Origin of the sequence: Sphingobium sp. B1D7B (assembly GCF_025961965.1) — a bacterium.
Taxonomy (GTDB): domain Bacteria; phylum Pseudomonadota; class Alphaproteobacteria; order Sphingomonadales; family Sphingomonadaceae; genus Sphingobium.
Genome location: NZ_JAOQOR010000001.1, coordinates 2,734,328 through 2,758,994 on the forward strand (window position 1 = coordinate 2,734,328; position 24,667 = coordinate 2,758,994).

At 63.7% G+C, this 24,667-nt stretch carries 20 protein-coding genes; 17 read left to right on the forward strand and 3 right to left on the reverse strand.

The genetic code is table 11. From position 1 onward, the window contains the following. Positions 1 to 4 precede the first annotated feature (4 nt). The gene (locus M2336_RS12755) at positions 5 to 481 is read left to right on the forward strand and encodes a DUF892 family protein (RefSeq protein ID WP_264572825.1); all 477 of its coding nucleotides are present in this window, start codon (positions 5 to 7) and stop codon (positions 479 to 481) included. Positions 482 to 535: 54 nt separating this feature from the next. Here M2336_RS12755 and M2336_RS12760 read toward each other — a convergent pair whose 3' ends face one another. Then, positions 536 to 877, reverse strand: a complete 342-nt coding sequence (locus M2336_RS12760; RefSeq protein WP_264572826.1) for a YdeI/OmpD-associated family protein — start codon at positions 875 to 877, stop codon at positions 536 to 538. Between the two features lie 183 nt (positions 878 to 1,060). Here M2336_RS12760 and M2336_RS12765 point away from each other — a divergent pair, with 183 nt between their 5' ends. The 15 genes from M2336_RS12765 (at position 1,061) to alr (ending at position 19,581) form a co-directional block, all read left to right on the forward strand. Next, positions 1,061 to 1,690, forward strand: a complete 630-nt coding sequence (locus M2336_RS12765) for a gluconate 2-dehydrogenase subunit 3 family protein (RefSeq protein ID WP_264572827.1) — start codon at positions 1,061 to 1,063, stop codon at positions 1,688 to 1,690. 12 nt (positions 1,691 to 1,702) lie between these two features. Continuing rightward, positions 1,703 to 3,349, forward strand: a complete 1,647-nt coding sequence (locus M2336_RS12770; protein ID WP_264572828.1) for a GMC family oxidoreductase — start codon at positions 1,703 to 1,705, stop codon at positions 3,347 to 3,349. Between the two features lie 268 nt (positions 3,350 to 3,617). Further along, entirely contained in the window at positions 3,618 to 5,132 is a 1,515-nt protein-coding gene (locus tag M2336_RS12775; RefSeq protein ID WP_264572829.1) for an aldehyde dehydrogenase family protein, read from the forward strand. 56 nt (positions 5,133 to 5,188) lie between these two features. Beyond that, positions 5,189 to 5,656 carry a protein tyrosine phosphatase family protein gene (locus M2336_RS12780; protein ID WP_264572830.1) on the forward strand — a complete coding sequence of 156 codons (468 nt, stop codon included), beginning with the start codon at positions 5,189 to 5,191 and terminating at the stop codon, positions 5,654 to 5,656. A 27-nt stretch (positions 5,657 to 5,683) separates the two neighbouring features. Then, a complete protein-coding gene (locus M2336_RS12785) occupies positions 5,684 to 6,433 on the forward strand; it encodes an SDR family NAD(P)-dependent oxidoreductase (protein WP_264572831.1) in 750 nt (249 codons plus the stop codon). A gap of 12 nt (positions 6,434 to 6,445) precedes the next feature. Continuing rightward, complete coding sequence (locus M2336_RS12790; protein ID WP_264572832.1) at positions 6,446 to 7,204, forward strand: glutathione S-transferase family protein; 759 nt, start codon at positions 6,446 to 6,448, stop codon at positions 7,202 to 7,204. Between the two features lie 50 nt (positions 7,205 to 7,254). Then, positions 7,255 to 8,268 carry a zinc-dependent alcohol dehydrogenase family protein gene (locus tag M2336_RS12795; RefSeq protein ID WP_264572833.1) on the forward strand — a complete coding sequence of 338 codons (1,014 nt, stop codon included), beginning with the start codon at positions 7,255 to 7,257 and terminating at the stop codon, positions 8,266 to 8,268. 18 nt (positions 8,269 to 8,286) lie between these two features. Further along, positions 8,287 to 9,003: an alpha/beta fold hydrolase gene (locus tag M2336_RS12800; protein WP_264572834.1), complete on the forward strand. Its 717-nt coding sequence runs from the start codon at positions 8,287 to 8,289 to the stop codon at positions 9,001 to 9,003. A 13-nt stretch (positions 9,004 to 9,016) separates the two neighbouring features. After that, a complete protein-coding gene (locus M2336_RS12805; protein ID WP_264572835.1) occupies positions 9,017 to 9,559 on the forward strand; it encodes a VOC family protein in 543 nt (180 codons plus the stop codon). A 345-nt stretch (positions 9,560 to 9,904) separates the two neighbouring features. Next, on the forward strand, positions 9,905 to 11,320 hold the full coding sequence (gene ligM, locus M2336_RS12810) for a vanillate/3-O-methylgallate O-demethylase (protein WP_181559665.1): 1,416 nt from the start codon (positions 9,905 to 9,907) through the stop codon (positions 11,318 to 11,320). A 92-nt stretch (positions 11,321 to 11,412) separates the two neighbouring features. After that, the gene (locus M2336_RS12815; RefSeq protein WP_264572836.1) at positions 11,413 to 12,279 is read left to right on the forward strand and encodes a methylenetetrahydrofolate reductase; all 867 of its coding nucleotides are present in this window, start codon (positions 11,413 to 11,415) and stop codon (positions 12,277 to 12,279) included. Between the two features lie 87 nt (positions 12,280 to 12,366). Next, positions 12,367 to 14,043, forward strand: coding sequence for a formate--tetrahydrofolate ligase (locus M2336_RS12820; protein ID WP_181559667.1), 1,677 nt, complete (start codon positions 12,367 to 12,369; stop codon positions 14,041 to 14,043). 153 nt (positions 14,044 to 14,196) lie between these two features. Next, the gene (gene wecB, locus M2336_RS12825) at positions 14,197 to 15,387 is read left to right on the forward strand and encodes a non-hydrolyzing UDP-N-acetylglucosamine 2-epimerase (RefSeq protein ID WP_264572837.1); all 1,191 of its coding nucleotides are present in this window, start codon (positions 14,197 to 14,199) and stop codon (positions 15,385 to 15,387) included. 375 nt (positions 15,388 to 15,762) lie between these two features. Then, positions 15,763 to 18,450 carry a TonB-dependent receptor plug domain-containing protein gene (locus M2336_RS12830; protein ID WP_264572838.1) on the forward strand — a complete coding sequence of 896 codons (2,688 nt, stop codon included), beginning with the start codon at positions 15,763 to 15,765 and terminating at the stop codon, positions 18,448 to 18,450. An 84-nt stretch (positions 18,451 to 18,534) separates the two neighbouring features. Next, positions 18,535 to 19,581 (forward strand): alanine racemase, encoded by a 1,047-nt coding sequence (gene alr / locus M2336_RS12835; protein ID WP_264572839.1) that lies wholly within the window; start codon positions 18,535 to 18,537, stop codon positions 19,579 to 19,581. A 50-nt stretch (positions 19,582 to 19,631) separates the two neighbouring features. On the opposite strand, the gene gyrA is transcribed toward alr, so the two are convergent. Beyond that, entirely contained in the window at positions 19,632 to 22,343 is a 2,712-nt protein-coding gene (gyrA, locus tag M2336_RS12840) for a DNA gyrase subunit A (protein WP_264572840.1), read from the reverse strand. Between the two features lie 306 nt (positions 22,344 to 22,649). Between gyrA and M2336_RS12845 the strand changes: the two genes are divergently transcribed. Beyond that, positions 22,650 to 23,954 carry a hypothetical protein gene (locus tag M2336_RS12845; RefSeq protein ID WP_181559672.1) on the forward strand — a complete coding sequence of 435 codons (1,305 nt, stop codon included), beginning with the start codon at positions 22,650 to 22,652 and terminating at the stop codon, positions 23,952 to 23,954. Positions 23,955 to 24,057: 103 nt separating this feature from the next. Here M2336_RS12845 and M2336_RS12850 read toward each other — a convergent pair whose 3' ends face one another. Next, positions 24,058 to 24,531: an Lrp/AsnC family transcriptional regulator gene (locus tag M2336_RS12850; RefSeq protein ID WP_181559673.1), complete on the reverse strand. Its 474-nt coding sequence runs from the start codon at positions 24,529 to 24,531 to the stop codon at positions 24,058 to 24,060. Positions 24,532 to 24,667: the final 136 nt, after the last annotated feature.

Sequence of the window (24,667 nt, forward strand, 5' to 3'; positions counted from 1 at the left end):
CAGCATGAGCACCCAAGCTCGCGACCTGACCAGCTTGCTGACCGTCTGTCTGGAAGACCTGTATGCGGGACGGGTTCTCGCCGCCGAGGCTTTGCCCTCAATCGCTGCTGCCGTCGGCCTGCCGGTTTCCCAGCTTGTCGATGCCTTGGCGCGCAGCTGGGGGGATCAGGCGCGTGCGATCAACGCGCTCGAGCCGATCGACGATCCCGCTGAGAACCTCTGGATGGGCGGCATCGTCAAGGATGCCCACCGCGATACCGAGACGATCCCGCAGGGGGCGTTACGCGACATCGCCATTATTGGCGCCGTGCGAAAAGCCGTGGCGGCCGATGCCGTCTCCCTGGAGACCGCCATCGCCGTTGCGAACAGGCTATCCCATGATCGTGCGCAGGAGGCTCTGACCGCGATGCGCACGCATGCCCACGCTAGCGATGAGCAATTCCGCACGCTGCTGCTCGATGTGACGCGAGCCGCCGGCTGACCGTTCCTTTCATCTGACCAGCTAGCAGAGGCTAAAGACGCCGATGGCGCGGGCCTAGGCGGGAGGCGATTTGCCGGTCTTGCCATCGATGAGCACCGCCTGCTGCCATCGCCCGGGGGCCTTGTCCGTCCGGTGAATGCACCCGGCCCAACAGCAGGGCCGCTTCTTGCCCTCGCGCAGTTCCTCGCAGGTTCGCTGGATCCGTCTTTCGCGGGTCTTCGCCTGTTTAGCGTCCTCCACCCAGCAGATGAATTCGTTCCGGCCGAGCGGAGTCAGCTTCTCCCAGAGAGCGAGCAGGTCGGCATCTGCGGTCAGCGCGTGCCGAAGATCGTCTGCGGCCCGATGGACGGTGCCATGCGGAAATGCGTCTGCCGTCTTGCCTACCAAATTACCCATGGACGCATGGTGCCCGCGATGACCGGACAATTCAATGGGAAGGACGGGAAGCGCTGGCTGCGTGGGGCGGACGCGCATTTGCGCTAGCCCGGCGCGACCTCGCAATGCGTAGTTTGACGTATTCCCTCCGAGCCCCTCGCAGCGCTCAATCATGGCACTTTCCGGCCGGTTTCGGAGTGCCTTATGACCCAGACTTCCCCCTCACGCCGCCAGTTTCTCGCTGCCGTCGGCAATCTGGCCAGCGCGGCCTGGGTGACCTTGAACTGGCCACAGATCGCATCCGCCGCAGAGCATGTCGGGCATGGTCATGGCAGCGCAGGAGCGGGCGAGGGGCATACGAGCTTTACGACGCTGAGCCCTGCGGAAGCGGCCAATGTTGATGCGATCGCCAACCAGATCGTGCCGGGCGGCGCCATGCCGGGCGCGCGCGATGCGCATATCGTCTACTTCATCGACAATGCGATGGGCAGTTTCTTTGCTGAGCAATGGCCGTCCTTCAAGGCCGGTCTGACCGAGTTCAACGCTGGCTATGCCGCGAAATATGGAACGCAGGCGCCGTTCTCTGCCGCGCCGGACGCCCAGCAGATCGCCTGGCTCAAAGAGGTTGATAAGACGCCCTTCTTCCTGGCGGTGCGGCGGCTCACGGTCCTGGGCCTCATCGCCATGCCCAAATATGGCGGCAATTTCGAGGGGGTTGGTACCAAGCTGATCGGCGTGATCGACAGCCATTATTGGGAGCCGCCCTTCGGCTATTACGACAAGGATTATCCGGGGTTCGAGCCTTATCCCGGCACCAAGCCCTACATGGCCTGACGGAGGCGCCCCATGGATCGCAAGACATACAAGACCAGCGAAACAGTCGATTTCATCGTTGTCGGCTCGGGCGCTTCGGGCGGCATCATGGCGCGGGAACTGGCGCGCGCCGGCAACAGCGTCGTGGTGATGGAGCAGGGGCCGCGCCTGGAAGCCTATGAGTTCGAGCATGACGAGCTGAAATATCGGCACATGTCCGGCATCACCAACAGCCCGACAGCCAATCCGCAAACCTTCCGCAGCGACCCGAGCAAGCCGGCGCAGCGCATGGATCGTAATGCGCTGACCTATGCGCGCGTGGTCGGCGGCAGCAGCGCGCATTTCAACGCCAATTTCTGGCGACTGCACGAGATCGATTTTATCGAAGGCAGCCGGTGGGGCTCCATTCCCGGCGCCGATCTGGTCGACTGGCCGATCACCTATGCCGAACTCGAACCTTATTATACGATGGTGGAATGGGAGGTCGGCGTGTCCGGCCTCGCGGGAGCTAGCCCGTTCGATCCACCGCGCAGCAAGCCTTATCCCATGCCGCCGCTGCCGGTGAAATCCTCCGGCGTGCTGTTCGAGCGCGGGGCGCGCAAGCTCGGCCTGCATCCGTTCCCGGCGCCGCTGGCGATCAATTCCGTGATCTACAAGGATCGGCCGCCTTGCGCGCAATGCGGTCTGTGCGGCGGCTTTGGCTGCGAGGTGATGGCCAAGTCCTCGTCGGTCTGGACGGTGATCCCCGAGGCCGAGGCGACAGGCAATTGCGAGATCCGCTCGGAGAGCTACGTGTTCCGCATCGGCATGAACGATGCCGGGCGCGCCACCGGCGTCCATTATTTCGACAAGGATCGCAAGGAGCAGTTCCAGAATGCCCGCGCCGTGGTCGTGTGCGCCAATGGTGCGGAGACGCCGCGGCTGCTGCTCAACTCCGCGACCAATGCCTTCCCGGATGGGCTGGCCAATTCCAGCGGCAAGGTCGGTCGCTATCTGATGTGCAACAAGGGCGGCGGGGCGATGGCCCGGTTCGAGCAGCCGCTCAACGAATATAAGGGTGCGAACGTCACCCGCATCTTGCACGATTTCTATGACGCCGACGAGAAGCGCGGTTTCTACGGTGGCGGCGGGTTCGACGCGCGCTCGGGCGGCCCTCTCACCTGGGGGCAGAGCGTCCCCAAGGGCACGCCGACATGGGGGCCGGGATTCAAGGAATATCTCGAATCCTACACCTATTGGATGAATTGCTCGGGCCACGGCACGTCGCTGGCGCAGGAGACCAACCGCGTCGACATCGATCCCGAACTCAAGGACGAGTGGGGCATTCCGGCGATCCGGGTGACGTACAAGGATCACCCTGACGACACCAAGCATGCGAACTGGCAGGCCGATCGGGCGGTGGAGATCATGGATGCCGCCGGCGCGACGCAGGTCGTCCGCAGTGAAGTGGGCGAAGGGCGCGGCGGCGTCCACCTGCTCGGCACCTGCCGCATGGGGAACAACCCGGAGACGTCGGTCATCGACAAATATCACCGGACCCATGACGTGCGGAACCTGTTCCTGTGCGATGGGTCGAGCATGGTGACGTCCGGGCGCGGTCAGCCCACGCAGACGATCGAGGCCCTGGCCTTCCGCGCGGCTGAACATATCGCCCGGTTCGCGCGGACCAATCAGATCTGATCGCAGCCACAGGGGCCGTCTGACACCAATCAGACGGCCCTGAGTTGACCTATTAGATGCGTTCGCCCGGCATGAATGGCGGCGATTACGGTTATCGCCAGCCTCCCGCAATCACCCCATCGACTCTCATCATGACTTTGTCCTAAACCTGTCGTCGAGATCGATGATTTGGGTCATGCGCGTTCCTTCGCCGCCAAGAAGCGTCGGAGCGCTCTGGGCAGATGATATGCCCGGCACGCTGAGCCGGGTTCACAGAGGAGCTGGATGAATGAACCAGATGAGCAACGTGAAGCTCGAGCAATTCCCCTATTCGGAAGCGGCCAAGAAGGCGCTCGCCCGCAAGCCGCAGCTGTTCATTGACGGGCAGTGGGTGGATTCCACCGGCGGTGAGACGCTGGGCGTGATCGATCCCAGCTCCGGCAAGGAAATCAGCCGCTTTGTCGATGCGAGCGATGCCGACGTCGATCGGGCCGTGGCAGCCGCCCGCCGCGCGTTCGACGATGGCCGCTGGTCCGACCTGCCGCCCATCGTCCGCGAGACGATGATGCGCAAGCTCGCCGATATTCTCGGCGCCCATGCGGATGAACTGGCCGAGCTGGAAGCCATCGACAATGGCAAGCCCAAGGGCATGGCCGGTGCCATCGACGTGCCCGGTGCCATCGGCATGATGCATTATATGGCGGGCTGGGCAACCAAGCTGGGTGGCGAGATGATCGAGCCCATGTCCGCGCCGCGCGGTGCCTTCCACAGCTATGTCCGCCGTGAGCCGATCGGCGTCGCTGCGCAGATCGTGCCGTGGAACTTCCCGCTGCTGATGGCGGTGCTGAAGATCAGCCCGGCCCTGGCCGCCGGTTGCACGGTGGTGCTCAAGCCGGCCGAGCAGACCTCGCTTACCGCGCTGCGCCTTGCGGACTTCATCGCCGAGGCCGGCATCCCGGCCGGCGTGGTGAACATCATCACCGGTAATGGCCACACCGCCGGCGACCGCCTCGTGCGGCACCCCGATGTCGACAAGGTCGCGTTCACCGGGTCGACGGAAGTCGGCAAGATCATCAACCGCACCGCGACCGACAGCCTCAAGCGCGTGACGCTGGAACTGGGCGGCAAGTCCCCGGTCATCGTGCTGCCCGATGTCGACCCCAAGGTGGTCGGCCCCGGCACGGCGCAGGCGATCTTCTTCAATTCCGGCCAGGTCTGCGTCGCCGGCTCGCGGCTGTACGCGCACAAGAGCGTGTTCGACAGCGTGCTGGAGAGTTTCGTCGAAGCCTCCGCATTCTGGCAGCCGCGCGCCAGCCTCGACCCCGATGCGCATATGGGGCCGCTGGTCAGCGACGAGCAGATGCAGCGGGTGATGGGCTATATCGAGGACGGCAAGAAGGCGGGCGCGTCGGTGGCCGTCGGTGGTGACACGCCGGCCAGCGAGGGCGGCTATTACGTCAATCCGACCGTGCTCGTGGATGTGAAGCCCGACATGCGGGTGGTGCGCGAGGAGATCTTCGGCCCGGTCGTGGTGGCCCAACGCTTCGACGATCTGGACGAAGTCGCGCGGCAGGCCAACGATACGAGCTTTGGCCTTGCGGCGGGCATCTGGACCAAGGATCTCTCGGCCATGCACAAGCTGGCCGCGAAGCTGAAGGCCGGTACGATCTGGGGCAATTGCCACTCGATGATCGATCCCGCGCTGCCGTTCGGCGGCTTCAAGGAGAGCGGCCTTGGTCGCGAGCAGGGTCGGCAGGGCGTCGAGGCCTATACCGAGCTGAAATCGGTGATCATCGCCCTTTGATCCACAAATGAGCGCCCCCTCCTCAGCCGGGGAGGGGGCGAGATCGGTCGAGGGATATGGCGGACCCGGACGATATCCGGAACTTTCTGCGCGTGGATACGCGGATCACCACATCCGGCCGCCTTCAACCGGGCGATCCGGCGCGCCTCGCCACGATCGGCGTGGGCCATGTCATCAATCTGGCGCTGGGCAGTCACCCGGATGCGTTGCCGAATGCGGCTGCAGAGATTGCCGAGGCAGGGCTGCGTTACACGCATATCCCCATCCCGTTCGAGGCGCCGACCGAGGCGCATTATCGGGCCTTCGTCGCAGCGCTGGAAGCCGATGACGCGCCGGTGCACATCCACTGCATCATGAACTGGCGGGTCTCGGCGTTCGTGTATCGCTACCGCCGGGATGCGCTCGGCATCGCCGAGGAACAAGCGCGGGCACTGATGACGCAGATATGGGATCCTGCCGACATGGCGACGTCCGGGAGCAGCCCGGACCTTGGGCCGTGGATCGAGATCATCGCGCCGCGCTAGACGGTGCGCAGGGAGAGGAGAGAGGCCATGACAGACTTTGCGGGGCGGCATGTGATCGTCACGGGCGCATCCAGCGGTATAGGACTGGCGACGGCGCGGATGCTCGCCGCCCGTGGCGCGAGGGTCTCCATGCTCGCGCGGCGCAAGGACGCGCTCGCCGATCAGGCACGGGCCATTGGCGATCATGCCGCTGCCTTTGCCGCCGATGTTGGTGACAAAGCCGCGCTCGAAGGCGCGCTGGCGGACGCCGTGGCGCATTTCGGGCCGGCTTATGGGTTGTTCGCCAATGCCGGGCTCGCGGGCAACTTCGCGCCGGCGCTGGCCTATTCGCCCGAGCTGTTCGACGAGGTGATCCGTGTCAACCTCACCAGCGTCTTCTGGGCGATCCAGGCGCTCGCGCCGGGAATGGTGGAAGCGGGCGAGGGCAGCATCCTCGTCACCGGATCGATGGCCAGCAAGCGCGGCATGGCGATGAACCCGGCCTATGTCGCATCCAAACATGGCGTGCTTGGGCTCTCGCGCGCCATCGCCGTCGAACTGGCGCCGCGGGGTGTGCGGTGCAACTGCATCGTCCCCGGCTTCATCGAAACGCCGGCCTTTGACCTGATCCCGCCCGAGCAAGCCGCGCGCATCAATCAGCGCGTGCCCCAGCGCCGGATGGGCAGCGCCGATGAACTGGCGGAGGTCGCCTGCTTCCTCCTTTCACCGGCTGCCAGTCATGTGACGGCGCAGAACTGGGCAGTCGATGGCGGCGTGCTCGATACGCTCGAAGTTTAAGGAACCCTCAGGATGACGCTCAAATATTACCACGCCGAGCCACTGGCCAATTCCCTCAAGTCGATGATCCCCTTGAAGGAGAAGGGGCTGGCTTATGAGTCGATCTACGTCGATCTCCACAAGTTCGAGCAGCATTCGGACTGGTTCAAGGCGATCAACCCGGAAGGGCAGGTGCCGGTGCTGGTCCATAATGGCGCCGTGATCACCCACACGACCGTCATCAACGAGTATCTGGAAGACGTCTTTCCCGAAGTCCCGCTGATGCCCTACGATCCGCTCGGCAAGACCAAGGTGCGCTACTGGAACAAGTTTGTGGACGAGCATGTCATGAACTATGTCTCCATGCATGGCTGGCACCGGCTCGTCGGCGTGATCGCGCGCAACATCGAGAATGGCGAGTTCGAGAAGCTGCTCGAGCATATTCCGCTCCCCGATCAGCGCAAGAAATGGGCGACCGCGCGCTCTGGCTTTTCCGAGACGGACCTCGCCAACGCGAGCGATAAGATCATCTATGCACTGCGCAAGATCGAGGCCCAGCTTGGTAAGACGCCCTGGCTGGCCGGCGAGATGTACACGACGGCGGACATCAATTTCTTCAGCCATTGCGGCGCGATGGTAGAGCGGATGTTCCCGGAGCTGGATGTTACGACCAACTATCCGCGGATCGTCGATTGGCGCGAGCGGGTGAAGGCGCGCCCGGCCGTCGCCGAGGCGCTGGCCAGCGAAGACCGCACCGCGCCGGGCCTGCGGACATGGTCTGGCGACCGCTAGGCGCTGTAGCCGGCGACACAGTGAATTGAGATGAGTGAAGGAGTTTGACTATGCGTGCATGGCAACTGGCGGCGGGGGCCACCTCGATCGACGATCTTCATCTGGTCGAGCGCGATCAGCCCGCGCCCGGCCCCGGCCAGGTGGCGATCCGGGTTCATGCCTGTTCGCTCAACTATCGCGATCAGGCGGTGGTGCTCGGGCGCTATCTCGGCGGTCCGGTGCCCAACCCCACCATTCCCTTGTCTGATGGGGCGGGCGAAGTCATTGCCGTGGGTGCGGGCGTGACGCAGTTCAAGCCTGGCGACCGGGTAGCCGGCACCTTCTTCCAGAGCTGGGACGATGGCCCGCCCAATCCGGCGGCTGGCCTCGCGCTCGGCGCGGCCGGCGCTGACGGGATGCTCGCCGAAGTGGTCGTTCTGCCGGAGCAGGGCGTGGTTCCCGTTGCCAAGTCGCTCAGCTACGCCGAGGCTGCCTGCCTGCCCTGCGCCGGTGTGACGGCCTGGAACGCCCTGTTTGAAGGTCCACGGCCGGTCAAACCCGGCGAGCGTGTGTTGCTGCTGGGCACCGGCGGGGTTTCGATCCTCGCCTTGCAACTCGCCAAGGCAGCGGGCTGCGAGGTCATCATTACCTCCTCCAGCGACGCCAAGCTGCAGCGCGCTAAGGCGCTGGGTGCCGATCATCTCATCAACTATAGCGAGATCGAGGACTGGGGTCAGCATGTCTCCACCACGATGGGCGGCGTCGACAAGGTGGTGGAGGTGGGCGGTGCTGGCACGGTGCAGCAAAGCATGGCCGCACTGCGCCACAATGGTGAGGTTGCGCTCATCGGCGTGCTCAATCCCATTGGCGGGCCTAACCCGTCGGGCCTGATGTTCGTCGGCGGCACGCTGCGGGGCATTTTCGTCGGCTCGCGCGGCATGGCACGGCGACTGGCTGCGGCAATTGACGTCAACGGGATTAAGCCGGTCATCGGCGCCCGTTATGCGTTCGAGGATGCCAAGGCGGCCTTTGCGCATGGCAGCGGTTCGGAACATTTCAGCAAGGTGGTGATCGACGTTCGTTGAGATCGCGTGGCGCGCTTCATGTTCATACCCGGGGCCTGGCATAGCGGGTCGTGCTTCGAGCGTCTGCGCGCGCCGCTGGAGCGGGCCGGACACAGCATGCTTGCGCCCGACTTGCCGGGTGCCGGTGGCGATGCGCGCGCCATGGCGCAGGTCTCGTTGGAGGGCTGGGCGCAGTTTATCATCGGGGAGGCCCGCCGCCAGGCTGAGCCGGTGATCCTGTGCGCCCATAGCCGCGGCGGCGTCATCGCCAGCCAGGCCGCCGAGCTGGCGCCGGAGGCGTTCGCGGCGCTGGTCTATATCAGCGGCGCGCTCATCCCCGATGGGCAAAGCCTGTATGACGTGATCGGGCGCTCGATGGAGACGGGCCGTTTCGGCGCCGCGCTCAGCCCCGTCCATGCAGGCCTTGGCTTGCGGTTCGATCCATCGGCAGCGGCGGAATTCTTCTACCAGCTGTGCAGTCCTGAGGACCAGCGGCAGTCGGTCGTGCAGCTCATTGACGAACCGGTGAGGCCATTCGGGACCGCGCTGCGCCTCACTGCGGCTCGCTTTGGCCGCGTACCGCGCCATTACATCGAATGCGCTCAGGACCGGACCTTTTCATTGGACGTGCAACGCGCGATGCAGGCGGTGCTGCCTTCCCGCAGCGTGACCACGCTCCAGAGCGACCACAGCCCGTTCATTTCCATGCCGGAAACCCTCGCGGGTGCTTTGGCGACCATCGCAGAACAAGAATGAAGAGGAGAGACGGATGACCAAGAAATTTGGCTTCGGCGGCGACATCGGCACCATCTGCCAGATGGCCTATGTGGTCCGCGACATCCATCAGGCGATCGACTGGTGGATCGAGCGCACGGGCGTCGGGCCCTGGTTCGTCCTGCCGAGCTTCGGGGGGCCGGATCATGTCTATCGCGGCGAGACCTGCAAGAGCAGCAGCGCCATTGCGATGAGCTTTGCCGGCTCGACCAATATCGAGCTGATCCAGCCTTTGGACGACCATCCATCGGTCTACAAGGAGACCATCGATCGAGTGGGCTATGGCTTCCATCACTTTGGCGTCGCGCGCGAGGACATCGAGGACGAGGTGGCGCGCCGGGTTGCCCGTGGGGAAACATTGGTCCAGCGGGCGCCCGTTCCGACCGGTGGCTCTGTCGCGTTCTTCGAGGGCGGGCCGGGCGCGCCGGGCTTTGTCGAGCTGATTCCTGCGACGGCTGGCATGGATGCAGGCTTCACCGCCTTCTGGGAGCAGACGCAGGATTGGGACGGCCGCGACCCCATCCGGCCCTTCCTGTGAGCCGGTTTAGGCCCCGTGCGGCCTCAATCATATTGCGCAGCAACATCGCTGCGCCTGATACCGCCCGCCGTGGAAACGGCATGAACCCGCGATCTGCTGGAACGGCCTCAGACGGGGCCCGAAACTGGTTCGCTGGTGCAGCATGAACGTGCAATTTTTTGACGCCGTTGCGAGGTGATAAATCCCTATCAATTCGCTAATTTCTGCGCCCGAGGGTCTGGGCGGCCTTCCAATTTTTCGTTTGTGTAACATACAAAATTTCGTATGTTCCGCCCGTCCATCGATTCGACTTTCTCGTCGAACGCAGACCCTTGTTTCTCGCGATCCAAATGGAGAGGCTCTCTGATGTCCAACCCTACCAATCTTGAGCAAGTGCTCAACGCCGCCGGCAATCCGGTGGAAATGCTGCGCAATAGCCAGATCGGCGCCTATGTGTATCCGGTCGTTGCTCCGGAATTCTCCAACTGGCGCTCCGAGCAGTGGGCTTGGCGCAACGCTGCCGTGCTGTTCGATCAGTCGCACCACATGGTCAACCTGTTCATCAAGGGCAAGGACGCGCTCAAACTCCTGACCGACACGATGATCAACTCGCCCAAGGGCTGGGAAGTCAACAAGGCCAAGCAGTATGTGCCCGTGACGCCTTATGGCCACGTCATCGGCGACGGCATCATCTTCTGGGAAGAGCCCGAAGTGTTCTGCTATGTCGGCCGTGCGCCGGCTGCCAACTGGCTGCAGTACCACGCCGAGACCGGCGGCTACGACGTCGAGATCGTCTATGACGACCGCTCGCCTTCGCGTCCGATGGGCAAGCCCGTCAACCGCAGCTACTGGCGCTTCCAGATCCAGGGGCCGAACGCCTGGGACGTGATCGAGAAGCTGCATGGCGGCAAGCTCGAGCAGCTCCGCTTCTTCAACATGTCCACCATGAACATCGCTGGCCGCTCGGTGCGCACGCTCCGTCACGGCATGGCCGGCGCGCCGGGTCTCGAAATCTGGGGTCCGTACGAAGAGATGGAAGACATCCGCGGCGCCATCGTCGAGGCTGGCAAGGATCTTGGCCTGGTGCAGGTCGGTTCGCGCGCTTATCCCTCGAACACGCTGGAATCCGGCTGGATCCCGAGCCCGCTGCCGGCCATCTACACCGGCGAGAAGCTGAAGGCCTATCGTGAGTGGCTGCCGGCCAAGAGCTACGAAGCCACCGGCGCGATCGGCGGTTCGTTCGTCTCGAACAACATCGAGGATTACTACACCAATCCTTATGAGATCGGTTACGGTCCGTTCGTGAAGTTCGACCACGACTTCATCGGCCGCGAAGCGCTCGAAGCCCTCGACGCTTCGACGCAGCGCAAGAAGGTCACGCTGGCCTGGAACGGCGACGACATGGCGAAGATCTATGGTTCGCTGTTCGATGCCGACGCCGACTCGCACTACAAGTTCTTCGACCTGCCGCTGGCCAACTATGCCAACACCAATGCCGACGCCGTCCTCGACGCCGCTGGCAACACGGTCGGCATCTCGATGTTCACCGGCTACTCGTACAACGAGAAGCGCGCGCTTTCGCTCGCGACGATCGACCACGAGATCCCCGTCGGCACCGAGCTGACGGTCCTGTGGGGCGAGGAAAATGGCGGCACGCGCAAGTCCACCGTCGAGCCGCACAAGCAGATCGCTGTTCGTGCCGTCGTGAGCCCGGTTCCCTATTCGGTGACCGCGCGCGAGACGTACGAAGGCGGCTGGCGCAGCGCTCGCGTCGACGCCTGATCCTGACCCGTTGCGGGCGGCCATCCTCGGGGGTGGCCGCCCCGACGACCTTCCGAAGACACTATAAGCCCCAATCGAGGCGAGGACTTTTCATGGCTACGGCAACCCTGGACAAGACCGCACTGGCGCGGCTGTTTGAAGACTACTCGCTCGAAATCACGCCCAAGGACGTGGAAGCGCTGCAGAATGCCGCGCACATGATCCCGCAGGGTACGCTCATTTCCTGCACCTTTTTGCCGGGTGCCGAGTTCGAGGATCGCGTCCGCGCGGCTCGGGCCATTCAGGACCTCGGTTTCAAGCCGGTTCCGCACATTTCCGCACGGCGCCTGCTGGTGAAGGAAGACCTCAACCGCTTCCTCGACATGCTCGCCGCACAGATCGACCTCAAGCATGTGTTCGTGATCGCCGGCGATCCTTCCGAACCGCTCGGCCCCTATGACGACGCGCTGGCCGTGATCTCCTCGGGCACGCTCAAGGAATATGGCATCCAGCATGTCGGCATTTCCGGCTATCCCGAAGGTCACCCGGACATCACCAACGAAAAGCTCGTCAAGGCGATGCATGACAAGGTCGCCTCGCTCAAGGAGCAGGGGATCGACTATTCGATCATGACCCAGTTCGGTTTCGATGCCGATCCGGTGCTCGATTGGCTCAAGCAGATCCGCGCCGAGGGCATTGACGGCCCCGTGCGCATCGGCCTTGCCGGCCCGGCCTCGATCAAGACGCTGCTCCGCTTCGCCGCGCGCTGCGGCGTCGGCACCTCCGCCAAGGTCGTCAAGAAGTACGGCCTCTCGATAACCAGCCTGATCGGCAGCGCCGGTCCCGATCCGGTGATCGCCGATCTCGTCCCCGCGCTGGGCGAGGAACATGGCAAGTTCCACCTCCATTTCTATCCGTTCGGCGGTCTGGTGAAGACCAACGAGTGGATCGTGAACTTCAAGGGCAAGCAGGGTATCTGACGCGCTCGCGTCCGTTGCCGCTCAATTAATTCCGGACAAAGACGGTCGGCCCGTTCCGGGCCGTATCATGGAAAGGCTAGGAGAATCATGGCTCAAGGCTCCGACATCGAAATCGCACGCGAAGCGAAGATGCAGAACATCGCCGAGGTCGGCGCAAAGGTCGGCATCCCGCAGGACGCGCTGCTGAACTACGGCCCGTATAAGGCTAAGCTGTCCTGGGACTTCATCAACAGCGTGCAGGGCAATCAGGATGGCAAGCTCATCCTCGTCACCGCGATCAACCCGACGCCGGCCGGCGAGGGCAAGACCACGACGACGGTCGGCCTTGCTGACGGCCTGAACGCCATCGGCAAGAAGACGGTCGCGGCGCTGCGTGAGCCGTCGCTCGGCCCGTGCTTCGGCGTCAAGGGCGGTGCTGCCGGCGGTGGTTATGCGCAGGTCGTGCCGATGGAGGACATCAACCTCCACTTCACCGGCGACTTCCATGCCATCACCTCTGCGAACAACCTGCTCGCAGCGCTGATCGACAACCACATCTACTGGGGCAACAAGCTCGGCCTCGACCCCCGTCGTATCGCGTGGCGTCGCGTGCTCGACATGAACGACCGCGCTCTGCGTTCGATCGTGAACTCGCTCGGTGGCGTGTCCAACGGCTACCCCCGCGAGGATGGCTTCGACATCACCGTGGCGTCAGAAGTCATGGCGATCCTCTGCCTCGCTTCGGACCTCAAGGATCTGGAGCGTCGCCTCGGCAACATCCACGCCGGCTACACGCGCGACCGCAAGGCCGTGCTGGCCCGCGAGCTGAACGCCTCGGGCGCGATGACCGTCCTGCTCAAGGACGCGCTGCAGCCCAACATCGTGCAGACGCTCGAGAACAACCCCGTGCTGATCCACGGCGGTCCGTTCGCGAACATCGCGCATGGCTGCAACTCGGTGCTCGCCACCAAGACGGCGCTCAAGATCGCCGACTATGTGGTGACCGAAGCCGGCTTTGGTGCTGACCTTGGCGCCGAGAAATTCTTCGACATCAAGTGCCGCAAGGCCGGCCTGAAGCCCTCCGCGGCCGTCATCGTGGCCACTATCCGCGCGCTCAAGATGCACGGCGGCGTCGACAAGGCCGATCTTGGCACGGCGAACCCGGACGCGGTGCGCAAGGGCGGCGTCAATCTTGCCCGTCACATCGAGAACGTCCGTCAGTTCGGCGTGCCCGTGGTCGTGGCGATCAACCAGTTCGTCACCGACACGGCCGAGGAAATGGCTGTCGTTCAGGAGATCGCGGAAGCCGCTGGCGCCGAGGCGGTGGAGTGCAGCCACTGGGCCAATGGCTCCAAGGGCACCGAAGAGTTGGCCCGCAAGGTTGTCGCCTTGGCCGAGGGCGGTTCGTCCAACTTCGCACCGATCTACGAGGACGGCCTCTCGCTGTTCGACAAGATCGACACGATCGCTAAGCGCATCTACCGCGCCAGCGAAGTGACGGCCGACAGCAGCGTGCGCAACAAGCTCAAGGGCTGGGAAGCCGATGGCTATGGCCATCTGCCGGTCTGCATGGCCAAGACGCAGTACAGCTTCTCGACCGACCCGAGCCTGCGTGGTGCGCCGACCAACCATGTCGTGCCGGTGCGCGACGTGATCCTGTCGGCAGGCGCCGAGTTCATCGTCGCGGTGTGCGGCGACATCATGCGCATGCCCGGCCTGCCCAAGACACCGTCGGCGGACTTCATCCGTCTGGACGACAAGGGTCAGATCGAAGGTCTGTTCTGATCAATTAAGACAGAGGGGAGGCGCACGGCCTCCTATTTTGAGAGATTGGCCCGTCGGCGTTGCTGGCGGGCCATTTTCTTTTCCGGTTAACAAATGTTTGCCACGCATTAACCATCGGTTAAATGAGACTTGTCTGTGGGGGGCAAGCGAACGATGGTGCGCTATAAAGTGATGCTGGTTTTCGGCACGAGGCCCGAAGCCATCAAGATGTTTCCTGTCTATGATGCGCTGAAATCTCTACCGCAGATCGAGACGAAGGTCTGCGTTTCCGCACAGCATCGGGCCTTGCTCGACCAGGTTCTCGACCTCGCCGGGATTGTGCCGGACTTCGATCTCGACATCATGGCGCCGGATCAGACGCTCGATACGTTGACGGCGCGGCTCATCCTCGCCTTGGGCGCCGTGTTCGACGCCGAACGGCCCGACAGGGTGCTGGTCCACGGCGATACCAAGACCGCAATGATGGCCGCCCTCGCGGCTTATTACCGCCGCATTCCGGTCGGGCATGTCGAGGCGGGCTTGCGCAGTGGCGATATCTATAACCCATGGCCCGAAGAGGTGAATCGCCGCATCATCGCCTGCGCGGCCAATCTGCATTTCGCCCCGACGCCGGGGGCAGCGGCAGCGCTGGAAGCCGAGCATACGCAAGGGCGGATTATCGTTACGGGCAACACGGTGGTGGATGCCTTGCTCGCGACTCAGGGCAGGCTGCGGGAGCAGCCTTTTTTGGCGGGCTCGATCGCCCCCGTGCTGCGGCACTTTTCAGGGCGCCGGATCGTTATCGTCACCAGCCACAGGCGGGAGAATCTGGGGCAGGGGCTCTCGAACATTGCCGCCGCCATCCGCACCCTCGCCCAGCGCGACGATGTGGCCATCATCTGGCCGGTCCACCCCAATCCACAGGTCCGCGCAACGCTGGAGCCCGCGCTTTCCGGCCTGGAGAATGTCGCGCTGATTGAGCCGCTGGATTATCCAGGATTTGTAGGCCTGTTGGATGCAGCCTCCCTGGTGTTGACGGATAGTGGCGGCATCCAGGAAGAAGCGCCCAGCTTCGGCAAACCGGTGCTGGTCATGCGCGAGACGACCGAACGGCCAGAGGGCATCGAGGCAGGCACCGCCCGTCTCATCGGCACCGTCCCTGATCGCATAGTCGCTGAAGTCGCGCGGTTGCTGGACGACCCGCAGGCCTATGCCGCCATGGCCCATGCCCATAGTCCTTTCGGGGATGGCCAAGCCGCCGCACGCATCGCGGCAGTGCTGGCAGAGGAAGCCGCAACGCGATGGATGGTGGCGCCCAGTCTCGCAAACTTGCAATCGGTTTCCCACGTGCCCAGCGCGCCATAGAGCGCGGCTTGGCATCATGATCTTGCCTGCGATCGGGCGGATAACCTGGCGGGGTCGATGGCATGGGAGTGATCGTGGAAGTCGGGCGAATGCTGAATCTCGCTTATCTGCGATTTCTACGGGCTCGCCAATGCTGGGTCAATGAGGATCACCGGCATCTCCCTTCGACGCAACGCGATTCGCTCACCTTAGCTCAGCCAGCGGGAAGAAGCGGGTCACCCAACGACCGACCAGCAGAATCCCACACAATCTAAAGCAGTTGTATTTGTCGGAGCAATCGATTGCAAAAATGTTTAGACAAAGTGTATTCATTTTCGTAAGTCGATATCGACGATCGACAGTAGGGCCGATCGCGCTGTCATATTGGGGAGGATCATGGCCAAAAATGGCTTCCGGCGCGCATCTGCGCTTGGCTTCGTGTCGTTCGCTGCACTTGTTGCGTCGCAGAGTGTCAGCGCTCAGACGGGCACCACGCAGACCAGTCAGTCCGACGATGATGCCGCGAACACCGCCGACATCGTGGTGACCGGCACCCAGCTGCGCGGCGTTGCGCCGGTAGGTTCATCGGTGATTGCAGTCGGTCAGCAGGAAATCCGCGACACGGGGCTGGCCACTACATCGGATATCCTCAAGACCATTCCGCAGGTGTCCGCCTTGGGGCCGGGCGAAGCCACGCTGGGCACCAACGTCAACAGCGCGACGCTCAACAGCACCCGCGCCAATGGCGTCAACCTGCGCGGCCTCGGCACGCAGGCGACGCTGACCCTGCTCGATGGACGCCGCGCGCCTCCGGGTGGCGTCGCCGGTCAGCTCTTCGATGCCTCGGTGATCCCGGCCATTGCGCTCGAACGGATCGACATCGTGGCGGATGGCGCTTCGGCCACTTACGGCTCGGATGCTGTCGCGGGCGTCGCTAACCTGATCCTGCGCCGCAACTTCGACGGACTGGAGGCCAGCGCGCGTTATGGCTTCGCTGATGGTTACGACGAGTGGCAGGGCAATGCCATCCTCGGCAAGAAGTGGAACACCGGCTCGGTGATGATTGCCGGCGACTATTATTACCACAGCCGCCTGCGCCAGGAAGATCGCGCCGATCTGTTCCAGTGCGATCAGCGTGCCTTTGGCGGATTGAACAACTGCGCCTTCACCAGCTCGCCGGGCAATGTGATCGATCCGGCGACCTTTACCCGTTATGGTCTCCCGGGCAGCAGCGGTGAAAATCTGACGCCCGCCGACCTCTCGACCACGCCCAACTTCCAGCAAAGCTATGTGAACAATGATCTTCTGCCGCAGCTCAAACGCTGGAGCGTCATTGGCCGTCTCGATCAGGAACTGACGCCTGCGCTCAAAATGTGGGCCAGCGGATTCTATTCCAAACGGACCCTGAACCAGCGCGCGGGGTCTCTGACGCTGGGCGCCGCGACGCCTGTTCCGAGCAGCAATCCCTATTTCATCGAGTTCGCGCCCGGGCAGACCTCGCAGATCGTCGAATATGCCTTTAACGAATATGGGCCGATCCAGGGCAACATCTACGAAAGCTCCTACCAGCTGGCGACCGGGTTCGACTATTCGCTGGATGGCAATTGGCAGCTTTCCATCTACGGCTCCCATGGCGCCACGGAAGGCGGCGCCAAGACGGACGGTTTCCTGAACACCGCTTTGCTCTCCGCCGCGCTGGCTGATTCCAACCCCGCGACGGCCCTGAACGTCTACGGGACCGGGCAGAACAGCCGCGACCAGATCGAGAAGCTCGTCGCCTTCTTCGATGTGACCGGCCTCTACACGGTCGATCTCGTCAACGTGAAGACGGACGGTGCGCTGTTCAACATCGGCGGCGGCGCGGTGCGCATGGCGGTGGGCGGCGAGTTCCACCATGATTATTACCGCAACACCGCTGCCGAGAATATCAACGGGCCATCGCTCTCGCAGATCAACCTCTTTGGCGATACGGCCAGCTCTCGCGACGTCTGGTCGGCCTTTGCGGAGGTGAACGTGCCGCTGGTCGGTGCGGCCAATGCCATGCCGGGCATTGATCGGCTCGAACTCAACATTGCCGGCCGCTATGATCACTATAGCGACGTCGGCGGCACGACCAATCCGAAGTTCGGCATCCGCTACGATCCGGTGCCGGGCGTCTCGGCTCATGCCAGCTACGGCACCTCGTTCCGGGCGCCCACCCTGTCCGATACTAATCCCGCCAGCACGGCGACGGTGTTTTCGATCCCCAATTTCGGCCCGTTCGGCAATGTGATCGAATATGTCGGCGGCAATGCCGATCTCAAGCCGGAGAAGGCCACGACCTGGTCGGTTGGCGTGAAGTTCACCCCGCCGAACAGCGGCTTCACCGCGTCACTGGACTACTTCAACATCGATTATAAGGACGTCATCGAGACCGCGCCGGTCTTCAGCGTGCAGGTCTTCACCGACCCGGCCTACGCGCCGTTCGTGACCTTCAACCCGACCGTCGCGCAGGTGAACGCGATCTACAATCTGCCCTGGGCGCCGCCGGCGATCATTGCAGCCTCGGATGTCGATGCCATTGTCGATGCCCGCCGCAACAATGTTGGCCGCATCAAGATGGACGGGCTGGATTTCATGGCCAACTATGCATTCGATCTGGGCGGCGGATCGGCCAATATCGGCGTCTCCGGCACTTATCTGCTCGGCTATGGACGGGCGACCGGCCCGACCTCACCGACAGTGGACCGGCTGAACCTCGCCAACTTCCCGCTGCGGTTCCGGGGCCGCGCCAATCTCGGGTGGCGGGGCGACAATTTCGGCGCCACGATGTTCGTGAACTATACCAATGCCTACACCAACACGGTGGGCACCATCGCGCCATCGCAGTCCGTCGACTCCTACACGACGGTCGATCTGACGCTGACCTACGACGTGCCCAAGGCGGATGGCGTGCTGAGCGGCCTGTCCTTCTCGCTGAGTGCGCTCAATCTGTTCGACGCCGCGCCACCCTTCGCGGCGATCGCCAACAATCAGGTCTATGACTCGACTGTGGCGAACCCACTCGGCCGGTTTGTCTCGCTGACGGTCCGCAAGGCATTCTGACCCGATGTCACCCGCGCCCTCCAGTAGGGCGCGGGTGGCCGGATTGCTCTCGACGGGCAGGGGCGAGCGCGCTACCCCGCCGACATGATCGACTGTCCCTCATCGCCGCTGGCCCTGCATCTGGATCGTGACGCGCTGATCGCCAATTGGCGCTGGCTGGCAGGGCAGAGTGGGGCGGCAGCCTGCGGGGCAGCCCTTAAGGCCAATGGCTACGGCCTGGGCGCGACCGAGGTTCTTCAGCATCTGCTGGCCGCCGGGTGCCGGGATTTTTTCGTCGCGACATGGCAGGAAGCTGCGGCTGTGCTACCATTGCTGGAAGGCGCATCGCTCAGTGTGTTGCACGGGGTGCGCGCGGAAGATTTGGCTTTTGCGCTGACAGCACCGGCAAGACCGGTGCTAAACAGCGCCGCGCAAGTCGCCCGATGGAAAGCTGCAGGCGGCGGCCCGTGCGATGTCATGATCGATACCGGCATGAACAGGCTGGGCCTACGCCCCGATGAACTTGGCGCTGGCGTGCTGGACGGGCTGGAGATCGAGACACTCTGCAGCCACCTTGCCTGCGCCGATGAAATGTCCGATCTGAACGCGGTGCAGCGCGCGCGCTTCGAGGCCGTGCGGCAGCAGGTGCCGGCGCGGCGCTACAGCCTGGCCAACAGCGCAGGCATTTTGCTTGGGAGCGATTACGCTTTCGATCTGACCAGGCCCGGGCTCGCGCTCTATGGCGGCCTGCCGACGCCAACTGCGGCCGGCCATATCCGCCCGGTCGTGCGTCCTCATGCGCAGATCCTCCAGCGGCGCCGGGTCGAAGCTGGCGAAACAGTGGGCTATGGCGCGACCTTCACCGCGAAGGCGCCCGTCGAGACGGCGATCGTCAATCTTGGCTACGCAGACGGCTATCTGCGCGCTTTTGCCGGGGGAGGGGCGATGCTCCATGGCGGAGAGCGGCTGCCGCTGCTGGGGCGCGTCTCCATGGATCTGATCGCCGTCGATGTCAGCGCGGCACCGGATCTGGAGGAAGGGGCCTGGCTGGAGGTGGACTATGATCTGCCCACCGCCTCAGCGCACACCGGTCTGTCTCAATATGAGTTGTTGACCGGACTGGGCCAGCGGTTCGAGCGGCGCTGGGTCTGATCATGAACCGCCCGCCAGCGCGCTCAAGGCAACGCTGACGGGCCTGTTCTTCACTCTGCGGTGTCGGATGCCTCGCCCTCGGTCGCCGGCATGTCCGCCTCGACCTCGTCCGTGCTTTCCTCAATCCGCGCGGCACTCACGACATGCTCGTTCTGCGCCACGTCGAACAGGCGCACGCCCGCAGAACCACGGCCGATCACGCGCAGGCTGCTGAGCCCCATGCGAATGAGCTTGGCCTGATCGGTCACCAGCATGAGCTGATGCTCGCGGGTCGCCGGGAAGCTCGCCACAACCGGACCGTTGCGCTCGATATTGTCGATGTTGGTGATGCCCTGGCCACCACGTCCGGTGCGGCGATACTCGAAGGCCGAGGAGAGCTTGCCATAGCCATTGGCGCAGACGGTTAGGATGAACTGCTCGCGGGCGCGCAGGGCCTCGAAACGGTCGGCGGCCATCTTCGGCTCGCCCTCCTTCTCGCCCTTCCATGGAGCGAAGCGCAGATATTCCTCGCGCTCTTCCATGTCCTGGATGCCGGCGCGCTGGAGCACGGAGAGCGAGATGACCTCGTCGCCTTCCTTCAGCGTCATGCCGCGCACACCGGTGGAGTTGCGGCTCTGGAACTCGCGCACATCATCGCCGCGGAAGCGGATCGCCTTCCCCTGGCGGGAGGCCAGCAGCACGTCATCCTCCTCGGTGAGCAGCGCGACGCCGATCAGGCGGTCGTCGGCGTCCTCACCCTCGAACTTCATGGCGATCTTGCCGTTCGAGGGGATGTTGGTGAAGGCATCCATGCCGTTGCGGCGTACGCTGCCCTTGGCGGTGGCGAACATGACATGGAGCTGCGCCCATTCATTCTCGTCTTCCGGCAGCGGCAGCACCGTCTGGATGGTCTCGCCCTCCGCCAGAGGCAGCAGGTTGACCATCGGACGTCCGCGTGTGGCCGGCCCGCCTTCCGGCAAGCGCCAGACCTTGAGGCGGTAGACCTTGCCCAGCGTCGAGAAGAACAGCACCGGCGTGTGCGTGGAGGTCACGAACAGCTCGGTGACGACATCCTCTTCCTTCGTCGCCATGCCGGCGCGGCCCTTGCCGCCGCGGTTCTGGGCGCGGAAGGTATCGAGCGGCGTGCGCTTGATGTAACCGGACATGGTCACGGTCACGACCATGTCTTCGCGCTCGATCAAATCCTCATCCTCGATGCCGTCGGCAGCGGGGGCGAGGGTGGAGCGGCGCGGCGTGGCGAATTCAGCTTCGATCGCGTCGAACTCTGCGCGCATCACCTCGAACAGGCGAACGCGGCTGGCGAGGATCTCGAGATAGCCAGCAATCGCATCGGCCAGCCCCTTGAGCTCATTGCCGATCTCGTCGCGGCCAAGCGCCGTCAGCCGGTGCAGGCGCAGATCGAGAATAGCGCGAACCTGCGCGTCCGACAGATGATAGACGCTGCCCGAGGGCTCATCATCCGCGGCCTCGACCAGCTTGAGATAGGGCGCGATGTCCCCGATCGGCCAAGCGCGCGCCAGCAGCGCCTCGCGGGCCGCCGCCGGGCTGCTGGCCCCGCGGATCATGCGCACGACTTCATCGAGATTGCTGACCGCGATGACGAGGCCGAGCAAGATGTGGGCGCGATCCCGCGCCTTGGCCAGCTCGAACTTGGTCCGGCGGGTGATCACTTCCTCACGGAAGCGCACGAACGCCTCGATGATGTCGCGTAGCGTCAGCAGTTCGGGCCGCCCACCACGGATGGCGAGCATATTGGCCGGGAAGCTCGACTGGGCGGGCGTGTGCCGCCACAGCTGATTGAGCACCACATCCGCCGTGGCATCGCGCTTCAGCTCGATGACGACGCGAACGCCCTCGCGATTGGATTCATCGCGAATGTCCGAGATGCCCTCGATCCGCTTGTCCTTGGCGGCCTCGGCGATCTTTTCGACGAGGCCGGCCTTGCCGACCTGGAACGGAATTTCGGTGAGGACGATCTGCTGACGATCCCCGCGCAGGGTCTCGATCACATGGCGCGAGCGCATGATGATCGATCCGCGCCCGGTCGTGTAGGCCGAGCGGGCACCGGACTGGCCGAGGATGAGCGCGCCGGTCGGGAAGTCCGGGCCCGGCACGATTTCCATCAGCTCCTCGGCAGAGATCGCCCCGTTATCCATGTACGCCTTGCAGGCGCGCAGCACTTCGCCGAGATTGTGCGGCGGAATATTGGTGGCCATGCCGACCGCGATGCCGCCGGCACCGTTGACCAGCAGGTTGGGGAAGCGGGCAGGAAGCACCTGCGGCTCGCTCTCGCTGCCATCATAGTTCGGCAGGAAATCGACCGTGTTCTTGTCGAGATCGTCGAGCAGCGCATTGGCGACCTTGGCGAGGCGCGCCTCGGTGTAGCGCATGGCCGCCGGCGAATCCGGGTCCATCGAGCCGAAGTTGCCCTGGCCGTCGATGAGCGGCACGCGCATCGACCAGTCCTGCGTCATGCGCGCCAATGCGTCGTAGATCGAGCTGTCACCGTGCGGGTGATATTTACCCATCACGTCGCCGACGATACGGGCCGATTTGCGGTAGGGCTTGTTATAAGTGAAGCCCATTTCGTGGGCGCCGAACAGGATGCGGCGATGCACGGGCTTCAGCCCGTCGCGCACATCCGGCAGCGCGCGGGACACGATCACCGACATGGCGTAGTCGAGATAGCTCGACTTCATCTCATCGACGATGTTGATCGGGCTGATATCCGAGGGTTCGGCGAGGATTGTCTCGTCGCTCAAGCGTTTTCTCTTATGATTACGTGGTGGGAACTCGAAGCGGTGTGACTAGCCCGCGACTGCAGAAAAGGCCAGAGAAAAGGGCAAAATTGCACGCTGTCTCGAACCGGTCGAAGCCGAATGGGGGCGGGAGCGCGACGGCTTGCGGATTTCCCGTGCCAACCGGCGTCGCGCCCTCATGACAAGCTCCGGAACCGCGGTTATAGCGACATTCAATTCCCGTTCACGCGTGATCCTGCAGTGCAGGGCCATGAAGTCAGCGGGATCCGCGACTTGGGGGCCGAGATCTTAGTTCTGGAGGAATATTTGATGCGTCTGTTCAATACCACTGCTCTTACGATCACCCTGGCCGCGTTTGCGGCGGGCGCCTTCGCAACGGCTCCCGCATCGGCGCAGAGCCGGGATGGCAAGCAGGCCGAACAGAGTTCGGCACCCAAGATTTCGCTGAGCCGCGGCTTCCAGAAGGGAGCGGTCGAAGCCCAGGAGCTGGTGAAGAAGCAGGATTTTGCGGGCGCCAAGGCGAAACTGGACGAGATCCAGTCCACGGCGACGAAGCCCGACGATCGCTACTTCTTCGGCAGCCTGCTGCTGCAGGTCGGCATCAACCAGAAGGATGAGGCCATCCAGCGCCAGGCTCTGGAAGCGATGATCGACTCCGGCATGACGCCGGCGACCGAAGTGGCGAAGTTCCACTATTTCGTCGGCCAGTTCGCCTTCAACGCCAAGCAATATGATCAGGCCCGCACCCACTTCCAGTCGGCCATCGACGGCGGTTACGGCGGCCCCACGCCCGACGTGCTGATCGCCAACACCTATTTCAACGAGGCGCAGGACCAGATCGTCAACAACCAGTTCACCGATGCCGGCAAGGCGAAGGTGGAGCAGGGCCTGCCGCACCTCAAGCGCGCGATCGAACTGCAGAAGGCATCGGGCCAGCCTGTCGATGCGAGCTGGTACAACAAGGGCCTGAGCATGGCGGTGTTCGCCAAGTCGCCCACGCTCTCCGACTGGACCAAGCTGGCACTGCCGGTCAGCGGCACGCCGGACAACTGGGCGCTGGTTCTGCGGATGTTGCAGGACGAATATCCCAATGCGACCCGCGACGAGAGCATCGACATCATGCGTCTGATGGCGGCCACCAAGTCGCTCAAGAGCGCCTATAACTACAATGAATATGCAGAGGCGGCCAATCGCCTCGGCCTGCCCGGCGAGGTCAAGGCAGTGATCGATCAGGGTCGCTCCAGCGGCGTTCTGAGCGGCACCACGCTGTCCGACCTCTATCAGGTCGCGACCAGCGGGATCACGCAGGATCGCGCATCGCTTGCAACCTCGGAGAAGAGCGCCGCGTCTGCCGCCACCGGCAAGCCCGCCGCCAACACCGCCAGCGCCTTCATGAGCTATGGCGACAATGCCAAGGCCGTCACCCTGTATCGCCTCGCGCTGCAGAAGGGTGGCGTGGACGCGGACGAGGTGAACACACGCCTCGGCATCGCGCTCGCTCGGTCGGGCGACAAGGCCGGTGCTCTGGAGGCATTCGGCAAGGTCAGCGGCACCGGCGTGCGCAAGCGGACGGCCGACCTCTGGACGGTGTGGCTGAACAGCCCCAACGCCTGAACCTCTGCGGGTGGATCGAAAAAGTTAAAATGCCGGCGGCTCTGTCGCCGGCATTTTTGCTGGGCGTTGGACGGACTGCCTCAGCCCTCAGCCACGCCCGGGCTCAGCGGCCGACCGGAACGCCTGGCAGGTTCTTGGACGTGCGGATCGTCAGCGACGTCTTCACGCTGGCGACATTGGGCGCTTGGGTGAGCTGCGAGGTGAGGAACTGTTGGAAGCTGCGCAGATCCTGCGCCACCACCTTGAGGATGAAATCGATCTCGCCGTTCAGCATGTGGCATTCGCGGACTTCCGGCAGCGCCGCGACATGGGCCTCGAACGCCTGCAAATCCTCTTCCGCCTGACTTTTCAAGCTGACCATGGCGAACACCGTCGTCGTGTAGCCCAAGGCGACCGGATCGAGATGGGCGTGATAGGAGGCGATGAAGCCGCGATCCTCCAGGCTTTTCACCCGGCGCAGGCAGGGCGGGGCGGTCAGGCCGACGCGCCGTGCCAGCTCGACATTGGTCAGGCGGCCATCCTCCTGAAGCAGGTCGAGCAATTTGACGTCGGTCTCATCCAGCGAACTACCGGGCATAGGGGACATTTCCTTTCACGGTAGATGTTCTTGCAGACATATAATGTCGCTGCAACGTAATTGTCCCACAATGCAACGTCCCATTTTTTAACGCTAGGCGGGTCGGTTTACCATCAGTACACGCGGTTCCGTTACA